This window comes from Pseudactinotalea sp. HY160 (assembly GCF_009372055.1).
Lineage (GTDB): Bacteria > Actinomycetota > Actinomycetes > Actinomycetales > Beutenbergiaceae > HY158.
In genome coordinates this window covers 39,941-52,934 of the sequence record NZ_WHMT01000002.1, presented here as the reverse complement: position 1 = coordinate 52,934, position 12,994 = coordinate 39,941, and the positions used below count along the sequence as shown (strand labels likewise).

The window sequence follows — 12,994 nt, the reverse complement described above, 5'->3', positions numbered from 1 at the left end:
CGATTCGGGCTACTGCCCCAGGTCGCGGCGCCGCTTCTGAATGACGACGGCGACGATAGCGGCGAAGGCCGCGGCACCGCCGAGCACGATCGCCCACTTGAGCACCGGGGAGTCGGTCGTCTCGTGGCCGACCTCCACCGCGGGCGTCGTCTCCTCGGGCGCTTCGGTCTCGGTCTCGGCCGCGTCGCCCGTCGGCGTGGCGCCGCCGACGTCCTCGGACGAGGTGAACGTGTACTCGCCCGAGATCGGGTGCCCGTCGGCGGAGACCGCCCGCCAGGTCACGGTGTAGGCGCCCGCGGGCCGGGAGCTCACGAGCCGCTGGGTGATCGTGGGGCCCTCCACCTCGACCTTCCCGGCTGAGAGGATGTCGCCGTTCGGGCCGGTCACGATGACCTCGGTGCCCAGGTCGGTGATGTCCTCGTTGAACGTGAGCGTCACCTCCCCCGGGGTGCTCGCCAGCTGATCCCCCTCGCCGGGGACGGCCCCGGTGAGCGCGCTGTGTGCGAGAGCGGGGGCGCCGAGGAGGGGAAGCAGCAGCAGCGCGGCCGCGAATGCCGACGCGAGGAGGACGATCGTGCGAGCGGGGACCCGAATGAGACGCATGCCGCCAGTGTAGGCGGCGCCCGAACGCCCCCCCGGGGCCCCGCCTGGACGTGACCCTTGCCACATCCGGCCCGGGCGCATAGGAAGGAGGCATGGCCCTCGTCCACGACCTCCACGTCCACCCCAGTGCCGACGACCTGCCCCGCACCGGCCAGCTGGCGTGGCGGCTCGCCGAACTGGCCACCGACCAGGTCGCCGTCGACGAGGACGTCGCGGAGATGATCGTCAACCGGGTCATCGACAACGCCGCCGTGGCCACCGCCTCCCTCGCCCGCGCCCCGGTCGTGGCCGCCCGCGCCCAGGCCCGCGCCCATCCGTATCGCCCGGGCGCCGCCGTGTTCGGGGTCGAGGGCAGCTACGGACCGGAGTGGGCGGCCTGGGCCAACGGCGTGGCCGTGCGCGAACTCGACTTCCACGACACGTTCCTCGCCGCCGACTACTCGCACCCGGCCGACAACATCCCCCCGCTCGTCGCGGCCGCCCAGCACGTCGGGGCCACGGGGGCCGACCTCGTGCGCGGCATCGCCACGGCCTATGAGATCCAGGTCTCCCTCGTCAAGGCGATCAGCCTCCACGCCCACAAGATCGACCACGTCGCGCACCTCGCGCCGGCGGCGGCGGCCGGGATCGGCACCATGCTCGGGCTGGAGGAGACCACGATCTTCCAGGCCATCGGCCAGGCCCTCCACACGAGCACCGCCACGCGGCAGTCCCGCAAGGGCCACATCTCCACCTGGAAGGCCTACGCCCCCGCCCTCGCCGGGAAGATCGCGATCGAGTCGGTCGACCGGGCGATGCGCGGCCAGAGCTCGCCGGAACCGATCTACGAGGGGGAGGACGGCGTCGTAGCCCGACTCCTCGACGGCCCCGACGCCCACTACACGGTGCCGCTGCCCGCCCCCGGCGAGCCCAAGCACGCGATCCTCGAGACGTACACGAAGGAGTATTCGGCCGAGTACCAGTCGCAGGCGCCCATCGACCTCGCCCGCCGCGTCCGCGCGGAGCATCCCGAGGTGAGAGACCCCGACAACGTCGCCGCGATCGTGTTCCACACGAGCCACCACACCCACCACGTCATCGGCTCGGGTGCGAGGGACCCGCAGAAATACGACCCCACGGCCTCCCGCGAGACCCTCGACCACTCCCTTCCCTATATCCTCGCGGTCGCCCTCCAGGACGGCGCCTGGCACCACGTCGACTCCTACCGGCCGGAGCGCGCCGCCCGCCCCGACACGGTCGAGCTCTGGCGGAAGATCAGCACGGCCGAGGATCCCGACTGGACCCGCCGCTACCACGCGGCCGATCCCGCCGAGCGGGCGTTCGGCGGACGCCTCGAGATCACCCTGACGAACGGCCGCACCCTCACCGCCGAGATCGACGTCGCCGACGCCCACCCCCGCGGCGCCCGGCCGTTCGCGCGCGCCCAGTACCTCGACAAGTTCCACGACCTCGCCGGCCCCGTGCTCGAGCCCGCCGAAATCGACCGCTTCCTCGATCTGGCCACGGCCCTGCCCGTCCTCACCCCGGAGGCGGTCCGCCGCCTCAACGTCGTGGCCCCGCCCGGCCTCATCGCCGCGGCCACCTCGCCGAGGGGGCTGTTCTGATGCTCCACGCCCACACCTCCGCCGCCGAGCGGCGGCGTCTCCTGCGCGAGGCACTGAACGAGGCACGGCGTATGGACGACGTCCTCCAGTTCCCGGGTGCGTTCAACCCGCTGTCGGCTCGCCTCGTCGAAAAACACGGCTTCGCCGGCGTGTACGTGTCCGGGGCGGTGCTCTCGGCCGACCTGGGCCTGCCGGACATCGGGCTGACGACGGCGACCGAGGTCGCGGGGAGGGCCGGGCAGATCGCCCGCGTCACGAACCTGCCGGCGATCGTCGACGCCGACACCGGCTTCGGGGAGCCGATGAACGTGGCCCGCACGATCCAGCTGCTCGAGGACGCCGGCATCGCGGGCGCCCACATCGAGGACCAGGTCAACCCCAAACGCTGCGGCCACCTCGACGGGAAGGCGGTGGTCGACGTCCATACGGCCGCGCAGCGGATACGCGCGGCCGCGGCCGCGCGCCGGGACGAGAACTTCCTGCTCATCGCGCGCACCGATGTCCGGGCGATCGGGGGCCTGGACGCGACGATCGACCGGGCGCGGGCGCTCGTGGCCGCCGGGGCCGAGGCGATCTTCCCCGAGGCGCTGCGGGACCTCGACGAGTTCGCCGCCGTGGCCGGCGCGCTCGACGTGCCCGTGCTCGCGAACATGACCGAGTTCGGCAAGTCCGACCTGTTCACCCTCGAGCAGCTGCGCGGGGCCGGGGTGCGGATGGTCATCTATCCGGTCACGCTGCTGCGGCTGGCGATGGGCGCCGCGGACGCCGGACTCGCCCGGATCGCGGCCGACGGCAGCCAGGCCGGGGTGGTCGATCGGATGCAGACCCGTGCCGAGCTGTACGACCTGCTCGACTACGCCGGCTACAACGTCTTCGACGACGCGATCTACACGTACCGGCCGCCAACGCAAGGAGGATCCGATGAGTGACATCCACAAGGGGCTGGTCGGGGTCGTGGCCGATACGACCGCGATCTCCAAGGTCGACCCCGACACGAACTCGCTGCTGTACCGGGGCTACCCCGTGCAGGAGCTCGCCGCGACGTGCACCGTGGAGGAGGTGGCCCACGTGCTCTGGCGCGGCGACCTGCCGAGCCCCGCGGAGCTGGCCGACCTGCGCGAGCGCGAACGCTCCCAGCGGGACCTGCCCGAGCCGGTCGTGCGCGCCCTCCTCGAGACCCCGACGGGGGCGCACCCGATGGACGTGGTGCGCTCCGCCGTCTCCCTGCTCGGCGCGCACGACCCGGCCGCAGCCGACTCCTCTCCGGAGGCCGAGCAGGCCAAGGCGATCCGGCTGTTCGCCCAGCTCCCGACCGTGGTCGCACTCGATCAGCGGCGCCGCCGCGGCCAGGAGCCGGTCGCGCCCGATCCGGACCTGGGATATGCCGCGAACTTCCTCGCGATGACGTTCGGTCGGGCGCCGGAGGCGGTGGACGAGCGGGCCTTCGCGACGTCGATGATCCTCTACGCCGAGCACTCCTTCAACGCCTCCACCTTCACGGCCCGGGTCATCACCTCGACCGAGGCGGACCTGCACTCGGCCGTGACCGGCGCGGTCGGGGCGCTCAAGGGGCCGCTGCACGGGGGCGCGAACGAGGCGGTCATGGCGGCGTTCGGTGAGATCGGCTCGGCCGACCGGGTCGAGGAGTGGCTCACCGAGGCGCTGGCGAACCACCGCAAGATCATGGGCTTCGGCCACCGGGTGTACACGAACGGTGATTCCCGCGTGCCCACGATGAAGGCCGTACTCGACGAGCTCGTCACCCGACACGACCGGGCCGACCTGGGTCGGATGTACGCCGCGCTCGAGACGGAGATGGCCGAGCGGAAGGACATCAAGCCGAACCTCGACTACCCGGCCGGTCCCGCCTATCACCTGCTCGGCTTCGACTCCGCGACGTTCACGCCGCTGTTCGTGGCGGCCCGAGTGGTCGGGTGGACCGCCCACATCATGGAGCAGCGGGCCGACAACGCCCTCATCCGGCCGCTGAGCGAGTACTCCGGGCCCGCGCAACGCTCCGTGCCCGGTACCCGGTAGCCACGCGGATCCCCCGCGTGCCCCGTGCGGGGGTCAGGAATCGTTCGCCGAGCCCGGTCGTCCGTCCCGCAGGAAGAGCATCTCGACCCCGAGGATGATCGCGCACAGCACGCCGAGCGAGCCCGGAATCGCCACGAGCGCGACGTGGATCCGCTCGCTGTCGTCGGGGAGGAACATGTCGACCCAGCCGAGGGTGAGCGCGGCCGCGGTGGAGATGCCGCCGATGCGGGAGGAGTATTCGAACAGCCGCGCGTGCCATTGATCGCCGGGCGTGCGGCTGCGAATGTCGATGCTGAAGAAGATGAGCAGCACGGCAAGAAACGAGATGAGGCTGACGAGCTCGCTCGACGGCATATGGCGCATGTGATCGCACTGTAGCGGGTCGGTGCTCGGTGAGCCGAGCGTTGGCTAGACAGCGAGGAAGCGGGTGTCGTACTCCGTCGCCATTCGCTCGATCATTCGATCGTAGTTGTCCGACTCGCCACGATTCGGGGCCGGGGGATCGGTCACGATCTCGACCGGTCCGCCATCGTTCTCGAAGGAGAGGACCGTGATCCCCAGGCCGTCGAAGCCGTGGTCGGACTGACGAGTCCTGCGGGGAAGCTCACGGACCTTTGAGATCACGCGCTCCGTGTCTCGGGGCTGCCTATGGGGCGTGTACCGGATCGGGAACTGATCCAGCGGCAGATTGTTGGTCACCGATGAAGCGAATCGATCGGCCGCATTGACCTGGACGTAGCCGATCGCCAGGGCTTGGGCGGACGCGCCGTGGACACACTGATGCGATGAGTTCAGCTCGTCGTAGAGCCGTGGCAGTGCCTTGATGTGGGCTGTCATCGTGGCCTTGGCCTCCAGCGCCACCAGGACAGCGCCCACCGGTGCAACCGGGAAGTCGGGTAGTCCGTCGAGGACGGAACGCTCCTCCCGGGAGAGAACGATCCCGTAGGAGTCGCTGAGACTCCGCAGCGAGCGGTGGTTCGCAGTCACACTGCCCGCGGGGCGCGCGATCACCAGGTCGAGATCCTTCTTACGGCTCGTGGCAAAGTCACGCATTTCATGGTTCACGCCGAGCGCGACCTTGCCTTCCTCGACGTGCCGTCGCAGGAGGTTCGAGCTCAACAGGAGGTCGAATGCGATGCCCCAGCATCCAACCTTGGAGTGACGGTCCGAACGTGAGTTGTACTGCCACTCGTTCCCATATTTGTCGGCGGGCCCGGGTTCGGCGAGGAACCGTGCCAGGATCGTGGGTCCGTGCATGCGCTGACTCTACCGGTCGAGAGCTCAGTGGGATTCCATTCGAGGAGCGGTGAGCTCCAACAGTACGCGGATCTTCTCGGCGGCTGCTGAGAGGTCCTCGTGCTCCCAAATCCGTACGACGAGCCACCCTTGCTCCGTCAGATGCGCCGAGGTCTCGGCGTCGCGTTCCCGATTGGCTGCGATCTTCTCGCGCCAGAAGTCGGCGTTTGTCTTCGACCGAGTGCCGTGGATCGGACAGCCGTGCCAGAAGCAGCCATCGACGAATACCGCGAGCTTCACGCGTACGAATGCGATGTCGATCGATCGACGTGGCATTCCCGGCACGGGGTACTGAACGCGGTAGCGACACCCGGAGGCATGGAGGCGTCGGCGCAGGACCATCTCGACGGCCGTGCCGGCCCGCTTCTGAGCTTGCATGCGCTTGGATGTCGAGCGTTGTCCTGGCGCCACAGTACGCGCGGGTCGGGCCATGCGGGCTACCGAAGAGTCGACGCGAAGAGGGGGACGGTGCGTTCCTGCTCGTACTCCAGTGCATCGATGTGCTGGCGAATGTCGTCGCGGAATCCAGGGTGCCGTCCCAGATTTCCCTGCTGTAGGCGGTTCCAGAATCCCCTCGTGGCGCGTAGCGTCAGCACGTCGGACTCGCCGGCGTCGACCATCGTCGACAGGTGGTGATATTCGCCATGCTCCGGGTATTCACTGATGCCCGTCGGTACCTCTAGCCTCCCGGGCGCTCCGGCTGCTGCCTTGGGCCACGAACCCCTTCCCGGCTCCCATGGGACGAACTCGCTCACGGGGTCGGACGGCTGTGCGAGTCGACTGCCGACCCAGCGTGAGACACCGACGGTCACCGCGTTTCCCACCATCTTCCAGCGCGTGCCCTTCTGTCGTGGCGATGTCGAGTCGGTATCGGTCCATCCGCGGTCGAACCCCTGCATGGCCTCGGCGTCCTCGATCGACGGCTTGATCAGTCGTCTGCCGAGTGCAGCGCCGGGTACCCAGACTGCAGGCGGGGAGGGGATGCCGATCGTCGAGCCGCCCTTGAGAGTAGGAACTGCGTCCTGTGCCCAACCGAGGCCACCACGCCCCTCGGTCCAGTAGAAGCCGAACATGTCTTCACGAAATCCTTCGGAGCGGTCTCCGGCGTCGTCCGCGAACAGCACGCGTCGCGGATCGAAATCCACGGAAGCGACCAGGATGACCCGTCGGCGCCGCTGAGGAACGCCGGTGAACCTCGAGTCGACGACGCGGTAGGCCCAGGAGTATCCGAGTCGTTCGATCTCCTCGATCAGAAAGGCCATCGCGCGGCCGCGGTCGAGTGCAAGCATGTTCGGGACGTTCTCGATGAGGAGAGTGGGCAGTGTGCCGGTACGGTGACGGCAGTCCTCGAGAAGTCTGAAGACGTTCACGACGAGTCCGGAGTTCTCGCCCTCGATCCCGACGGTTCTGCCGGCTTGCGACAGGTCTGTACAGGGAAAGCCTGCTGTAACGAGCGTCGTTCCAGCAGGCAGCCTGTCCATGGTGCGCACGTCCGGCTCGACGGGAACGCCCGGGAATCTAGCCTGGAGAACTGCTTGGGCGGGCTCCCATGCCTCACAGAACGCGAGTGTTCGGAGGTCACCACCCAGCGCGCGCTCCAGCCCGAGCTCCACCCCGCCGATACCGGCGAAGAGTGCTGCGACCTTCCATTGTGTCTCTGACATCGATCCGCTCCCAACCTCACTCCGACAGTACTCGAGAATCGGCCAAAACTCGAGTTTCTACGTTGCTACGGACCGTAGGCGGGGGGTCCGACATTAGCGCGATCGCTCGGCGCGGGTGCGGGCGAAGGTACCCGCAACGAGTAGCGCCGTGTAGTCCGGGAACCCGGGCTACACGGCGCGTTGGTCGGGGTGGCGGGATTTGAACCCACGACCTCTTCGTCCCGAACGAAGCGCGCTACCAAGCTGCGCCACACCCCGATGACCAAGAAACACTCTAGCGGAGGAGGGGGTGATCGGCGAAATCAGCCACCGGTGCGAACCGGGCCGCCCGGGCGCCGCCGGGTGACCGCACCCCGCACGGGCGGTCAGCCCGCCGCGGTCTCCGGCACGAGCGTGAGCAGGGTGGCCTCGGGCCGGCAGGCGAGCCGAACGGGCGTGAACGGTGAGGTTCCCAGGCCCGCGCTCACGTGCAACCACAGGTCGCCCGGTCCCGCCGCACCCGCGCCCGGCCGTCCGGGCCGACCCGGCCAGGGGTGCAGCCCGCTCGCGCGGCGGCGATCAAGATCACAGTTGGTCACGAGCGCGCCGAGGCCCGGCACGCACACCTGGCCGCCGTGGGTGTGACCGGCGAGCACGAGGCGAGCTCCGTCGTCCGCCATCGCCCGCAGCACGCGCGCGTACGGCGCGTGGGTCACGCCGATGCGCACGGACGGCGCCCCGCCGGCGGGCGGATCGGCGGGGGCGGGGTAGTGGTCGGCGTCGATGTGGGCGTCGCCGGTGCCCACGAGGTCGAGGTGCACCCCGCCGAGGTCGAGCCGGCCGCGGGCGTTGTCCAGGTGCTGCCATCCGGCGGCCGTGAGCGCGCCGACGAGCTCATCCCCCGGCAGGTTCGGCTCGGAGGGGGCGCGGTGCTTCTGGGAGGGCCCGCTCAGATAGCGCAGCGGGTTCTTCCACTCCGGGGCCACGAAGTCGTTCGAGCCGGTCACGAACGCGCCGGGCAGGTGGAGGAAGGGCAGCAGCGCGGAGAGCACCGTGGGCAGCGCGCGGGGACTCGCGAGGTTGTCACCGGTGGTGATGACCGCATCGGGCCGCTCGGCCGCGAGGGAGGCCACCCAGTCGACGCGGCGCTGCTGCCGGGGCAGCAGGTGCAGATCGGACAGGTGCAGGATCGTGCGGGCCCGGGCGCCGGGCGGCAGCACGGGCACCGTGTAGCGGCGCAGCGTGTAGGCCTCGGCCTCGACGAGGGACCAGGCGAGCGCGCCCGCCCCGGCGGCTCCCACGGCGAGGGCCGCCCGGGCGAGGCCGCGCATCAGTCCTGGTCTCCGTTGTTCCCGTTGTCGCCCCGGTTCCGGCCCTTGTCGTCGTCGCCCTTGTCGTCGCCGCCCTGCTGGGTCACGGGACCGGCGCTCACCCGGATCGTCACCTGGGCGCCCGGTCGCTCCGTGCCGGTCGTCGACTGCCACGCCACCTCCCCCTTGCGGGGGTACTGGTCGCTCAGCCCGGGGTCGCCGACCTGCACGCGGAAGCCGGCGGACTCGAGCCGGGCCCGGGCGTCCTGCTCGCTCAGGCCGAGCACCCAGGGCACCTGGACGCGCTCGCCGTAGATGAGCTTGTCCTGCGGGCTGGCGAACTTCTCGACCTTCCAGTCCTTGACCGAGGGCTCCATGTAGTTCTGCCAGATCGGCGCGGCCATCTTCCCGCCGTACACGAGGTGGTAGTACTGGCCGTTGATCGTCACCCGCATCATCGGGATCGACCCCTCGGAGTGGCCGACCCACACGGCGGTCGAGGCCTGCGGCACGTAGCCGACGAACCAGGCGGCCATGTCCTCGTTCGCGGTTCCGGTCTTTCCGGCCACGGGCCGGTTCGGCAACCTGGCGGCAGCCCCGGTGGCGCCGGCGTCGGTCACCTTGTTGAGCGCGTAGTTGACCGTGGCGGCGACCTTCGGGTCGAGGACCTCCTTGCAGTCGGCCTGCGGCACGGGCAGTTCCTCGCCGTTGCGGTCGGTCACCGAGAGGATCGCGACCGGCGTGCAGTGGGTGCCGTTGGCCGCGTACGTGGCGAACGCGGCCGCCATGGTCAGCGGTGCGATCGTGTTCGATCCGAGCACCATCGACGGGTTGAAGTTGAAGGGGTCGCCGTACTCGTTCGGCCCGGTCGCCAGGTGCACCCCCATGGAGGCGGCCGTGTCGGCGATGTCGCACATGTTCAGCTGGCTGGCCATGTTGACGAACGCGGTGTTGACCGACATCTTCGTCGCCTGCAGCACGGTCATCCGCCCGCCCGTCCCCTCGACGTTGTTCGGGGAGTAGACGCTCCCGGGGCGCCAGTTGGTGCAGCCGTCGTAGGTCCACACGCTCGGCGGGAAGTGCTGGCCGCGGGAGCCGTTGATCGGGTCCATGAGCGACTTGCCGGCCTGGAGCCAGGCGGTGAGCACGAAGGCCTTGAACGTCGAACCGACCTGGAAGCCGCTCGAGCCGCCGTAGTTCTGGTCGGTGTTGTAGTTCACCTCGGTGTTGCGCGGGTGCTTCTTCGTGGGCTTGCCGAATTTCGTGTTCTGCGCCATCGCGAGGATCTCGCCCGTGCCGGGCTCGACCGTGGAGATCGCGTTCGAGATGCCGGAGCTGTCGTCGACGGGGATCGCGTCGGTGAGCGCCTTGTACGCGTTCTTCTGCATCGCCGGATCGATCGTCGTCTTGATCGTCAGCCCGCCCTGCAGCAGCAGCCGGGACCGGTCGGCCCGGGTCTCGCCGAAGACCGGGTCGTCGAGGATGACGTCGCGCACGTACTGGCAGAAGTAGGCCGAGTTCCCGGCCGCCTCGCAGCCGCTCGAGGTCTCGTGCACCTCGAGCATGTCCTCGACGTCGAGCGCGGTGGCCTCGGCCCGCTCGTCCTCCGTGATGATGCCCTGCCCCTGCATCTTGCGCAGTACGAAGTCACGGCGTTCCTGGGACGCCTCCGGGTTGCGCTCGGGGTCGAAGGTCGAGGGGGAGTTCGTCACCCCCGCGAGCAGCGCGGCCTCGCTGATGCTCAGATCCTTGGCGGAGTGCCCGAAGAAGTACTGGGAGGCGGCCTCGACCCCCCAGACGCCGACGCCGAACTGGGCGATGTTCAGGTAGCCCTCGAGGATGTCCTTCTTCGAGCGGGACTTCTCCACCGCGATCGCCAGCTTCGCCTCGCGCAGCTTGCGCCCCATGGTGCGCTCGGTCGCCTCCTCGTAGGACTCCTCGTCCTGCTGGATCCGGCTGTGCTCCACGAGCACGTTCTTCACGTACTGCTGGGTCAGGGTCGAGGCGCCCTGGGTGTCACCGCCGGAGAGATTGTTGACGGCGGCCCGCGCCAGGCCCTCCGGGTCGACCCCGCCGTGCTCGAAGAAGCGGCGGTCCTCGACCGCGACGACGGCCTTGCCCATGATCGGCGCGATCTCCGCCATCGGAACGACGATGCGGTTCCACATGTAGAACCGGGCGAGCACGTCGCCGTTGCGGTCGAGCAGCACGCTCTGGTCCGACATGGTCTCGTTGCCGAGGTCCGCGGGCAGTTCGTCGAAGAGCCGGGACGACGCCTCGGTCACCTGGCCGACGGCGGCGACGGCAGGCATGACGACACCGGCCGTGAGGAGGCCGCCGAGGCCCGCGAACAACAGGAAGGCGACGAACGCGGACAGCGTCCGCGGGCCGCTCGCGCCGGAGGGACCTCCGGGCCGGGTCGGAGAAGACATGGGGCTCAGTCTAAGCACCCGGCCCCGATCGACCGACGAAGAGCTTGTGAAGAAGCCGTGACGGGGCGGCCGTCGAGGGGTCGGAGGCGTCGCGCCGAGAAAGTCCACTAGGTGAGTGGGTTCTGCCCACATCGTGGCCGAAACGCGCCGGAGGTTGTGTCTTCATGGGCGGTGATCTAGCTTTTGGATTAAGAAGATCAGTCGTTCCGTAAGGATGCGGAACCGACCGGGGGTGTGAATTATGGATTACGAAGACGACCAGAGTTGGACGGCCCGTGCGGCGTGCGCGTCACAGGAGCCCGACGAGCTCTTCGTGCAAGGGTCCGCGCAGCGCCAGGCGCGTGAAGTGTGTTTCGCCTGTCCGGTCCGACTCGAATGCCTCGTGGACGCCCTGGACAACCGGATCCAGTACGGCGTGTGGGGCGGAATGACCGAGCGGGAGCGGCGGGCCCTGCTGCGCCGGGCGCCGTCCGTGGAATCGTGGCGCGAGGCGCTCGCGGAATGGGATCGCGACCACCTGACCGAGATGATCCTGCAGCGGTGGCCGCTGCCGCAGCGGCGCCGAGTGCACGCGCACACCGGGTGATCGGCGGGCGATCGGCGGGCCGGTCGAAGGTCCCAGGACAGGACGGGGCGTCGATCCGTAAGATCGGGCCATGACCACTTGGGAATATGCCACCGTGCCATTGATCATCCACAACACCAAGGCGATCCTCGACAACTGGGGTAGCGACGGCTGGGAACTCGTCCAGGTCGTGACCGGCCCGGACGGGAACGGCCTCGTCGCCTACCTGAAGCGGCCGACGCAGTGAGCGGGGTCGCGGACGGGTCGCGATCGGCGCGGCTGGAGGAACTGGGCATCGAGTTGCCGCCGGTGACGCTGCCGGTCGCCAACTACGTGCCGGCCGTGCTCACGGGCGGCTACGTGTACACGAGTGGGCAGCTGCCCATCGAGGCGGGGGAGCTGCTCAGCCGCGGCCACCTCGGCGCCGAGGTCCACGTGGAGGAGGCCGCCGCGGCCGCGCGCGTGTGCGCCCTCAACGCCATCGCCGCCGCTGCGGCCGTCGCCGGTGGCGTGGACGCACTCGTCCGGCCGGTCAAGGTGACCGGGTTCGTCGCCTCGGCGGCGGGGTTCTCGGACCAGGCCACGGTGATCAACGGCGCCTCGGATCTCCTCGGCGAGGTCTTCGGCGCCCCGCACGCCCGCTCGGCGGTCGGTGTCGCCGAACTCCCGCTCGGAGCCGCGGTCGAGGTCGAGGTCGTCTTCGAGGTCGGCCGCGCCGCGCCGGCCGACAACCGGTAGCCGCACGCCCCCACTCGGACCCGAGCCCGCCGATCGTCACGATCGGCGGGCTCGGGTGCGTCGCGGTCGGACGCGACCGACGTTCGTCAGCGCGCGCGGCGGCGGAGCTTGGGGATGTCGAGCAGCACGACGGAGCGGCCGTCGAGCTGCAGCCAGCCGCGGGAGGAGAATTCCGCCAGCGCCTTGTTCACGGTCTCGCGGGTGGCGCCGACCAGCTGGGCCAGCTCCTCCTGCGTGAGGTCGTGCGTGACCCGCAGCCCCCGCTCGGTCTGCTGGCCGAAGCGCGCGCCCAGGTCGAGCAGCGCCCGCGAGACGCGGCCGGGCACGTCGGAGAAGATGAGGTCGGAGACCTTGTTGTTCGTCCGTCGCAGCCGGATCGCCAGCGAACGCAGCAGGTGCTGGGAGATCTCCGGGCGGGCGTCGAGCACCCGCAGCAGATCGGTGTGCTGCAGCTCCACCACCGTGGTCTTGGCGAGCGCGGTCGCGGTGGCCGTGCGTGGGCCCGGATCGTAGAGGGAGACCTCGCCGAGGATCTCCCCGGGCCCCAGGATCGCCAGCAGATGCTCGCGGCCGTCGGGGGCGGTGTGGCCGAGCTTCACCTTGCCCGCGCCGATGATGTAGAGGCGATCGCCGGGGGAGCCTTCGCGGAAGATCTCCTCTCCACGCCGATAGGTCGACTCCTGCATCCGCTCGCGAACCGCCAGGTAACTCTGATCACCTAGCTCCGCGAAGAGCGGAGCGGCTCGAACGATAGACTCGTCCATTG

At 69.7% G+C, this 12,994-nt stretch carries 14 protein-coding genes and 1 tRNA gene; 6 read left to right on the top strand and 9 right to left on the bottom strand.

Translation table 11 applies throughout. The annotated features are described in order from the left end of the window. Window positions 1-9 precede the first annotated feature (9 nt). Window positions 10-603, bottom strand: a complete 594-nt coding sequence (locus GCG21_RS02890; RefSeq protein WP_194164902.1) for a copper resistance CopC family protein — start codon at window positions 601-603, stop codon at window positions 10-12. A gap of 92 nt (window positions 604-695) precedes the next feature. On the opposite strand from GCG21_RS02890, the gene GCG21_RS02885 reads away from it, so the two are divergent. From GCG21_RS02885 to GCG21_RS02875, 3 genes are read left to right on the top strand one after another with little or no spacing between them, the layout of a single operon-like run. After that, the gene (locus GCG21_RS02885) at window positions 696-2,207 is read left to right on the top strand and encodes an MmgE/PrpD family protein (RefSeq protein ID WP_152817780.1); all 1,512 of its coding nucleotides are present in this window, start codon (window positions 696-698) and stop codon (window positions 2,205-2,207) included. Further along, window positions 2,207-3,136, top strand: coding sequence for a methylisocitrate lyase (prpB, locus tag GCG21_RS02880; RefSeq protein WP_152817779.1), 930 nt, complete (start codon window positions 2,207-2,209; stop codon window positions 3,134-3,136). The genes GCG21_RS02885 and prpB overlap by 1 nt, the downstream gene beginning before the upstream one ends. After that, a complete protein-coding gene (locus tag GCG21_RS02875; RefSeq protein WP_152817778.1) occupies window positions 3,129-4,244 on the top strand; it encodes a bifunctional 2-methylcitrate synthase/citrate synthase in 1,116 nt (371 codons plus the stop codon). Before prpB ends, GCG21_RS02875 begins: the two co-directional genes overlap by 8 nt. Before the next feature lie 33 nt (window positions 4,245-4,277). Here the strand turns inward: GCG21_RS02875 and GCG21_RS02870 are convergent, their stop codons facing one another. From GCG21_RS02870 to GCG21_RS02840, 7 genes are all read right to left on the bottom strand, one after another. Next, window positions 4,278-4,607 (bottom strand): hypothetical protein, encoded by a 330-nt coding sequence (locus GCG21_RS02870; protein ID WP_152817777.1) that lies wholly within the window; start codon window positions 4,605-4,607, stop codon window positions 4,278-4,280. A gap of 45 nt (window positions 4,608-4,652) precedes the next feature. Continuing rightward, window positions 4,653-5,501: a hypothetical protein gene (locus tag GCG21_RS02865; protein ID WP_152817776.1), complete on the bottom strand. Its 849-nt coding sequence runs from the start codon at window positions 5,499-5,501 to the stop codon at window positions 4,653-4,655. 24 nt (window positions 5,502-5,525) lie between these two features. Continuing rightward, on the bottom strand, window positions 5,526-5,972 hold the full coding sequence (locus GCG21_RS02860) for a very short patch repair endonuclease (RefSeq protein WP_255471583.1): 447 nt from the start codon (window positions 5,970-5,972) through the stop codon (window positions 5,526-5,528). A 5-nt stretch (window positions 5,973-5,977) separates the two neighbouring features. Then, window positions 5,978-7,204 carry a DNA cytosine methyltransferase gene (locus tag GCG21_RS02855; RefSeq protein ID WP_152817774.1) on the bottom strand — a complete coding sequence of 409 codons (1,227 nt, stop codon included), beginning with the start codon at window positions 7,202-7,204 and terminating at the stop codon, window positions 5,978-5,980. A gap of 181 nt (window positions 7,205-7,385) precedes the next feature. Continuing rightward, a tRNA-Pro gene (locus GCG21_RS02850) sits at window positions 7,386-7,462 on the bottom strand. A gap of 107 nt (window positions 7,463-7,569) precedes the next feature. Continuing rightward, window positions 7,570-8,514 (bottom strand): metallophosphoesterase, encoded by a 945-nt coding sequence (locus tag GCG21_RS02845; protein WP_152817773.1) that lies wholly within the window; start codon window positions 8,512-8,514, stop codon window positions 7,570-7,572. Next, window positions 8,514-10,925: a penicillin-binding protein gene (locus GCG21_RS02840; protein ID WP_194164901.1), complete on the bottom strand. Its 2,412-nt coding sequence runs from the start codon at window positions 10,923-10,925 to the stop codon at window positions 8,514-8,516. The genes GCG21_RS02845 and GCG21_RS02840 overlap by 1 nt, the downstream gene beginning before the upstream one ends. Before the next feature lie 241 nt (window positions 10,926-11,166). On the opposite strand from GCG21_RS02840, the gene GCG21_RS02835 reads away from it, so the two are divergent. From GCG21_RS02835 to GCG21_RS02825, 3 genes are all read left to right on the top strand, one after another. Beyond that, window positions 11,167-11,511, top strand: a complete 345-nt coding sequence (locus tag GCG21_RS02835) for a WhiB family transcriptional regulator (protein WP_152817771.1) — start codon at window positions 11,167-11,169, stop codon at window positions 11,509-11,511. A 70-nt stretch (window positions 11,512-11,581) separates the two neighbouring features. Further along, a complete protein-coding gene (locus GCG21_RS02830; protein ID WP_152817770.1) occupies window positions 11,582-11,737 on the top strand; it encodes a DUF4177 domain-containing protein in 156 nt (51 codons plus the stop codon). After that, window positions 11,734-12,228, top strand: coding sequence for a RidA family protein (locus GCG21_RS02825; protein WP_153877150.1), 495 nt, complete (start codon window positions 11,734-11,736; stop codon window positions 12,226-12,228). Before GCG21_RS02830 ends, GCG21_RS02825 begins: the two co-directional genes overlap by 4 nt. Window positions 12,229-12,314: 86 nt before the next feature. Here the strand turns inward: GCG21_RS02825 and GCG21_RS02820 are convergent, their stop codons facing one another. Beyond that, window positions 12,315-12,992, bottom strand: coding sequence for a Crp/Fnr family transcriptional regulator (locus tag GCG21_RS02820; RefSeq protein ID WP_152817768.1), 678 nt, complete (start codon window positions 12,990-12,992; stop codon window positions 12,315-12,317). Window positions 12,993-12,994: the final 2 nt, after the last annotated feature.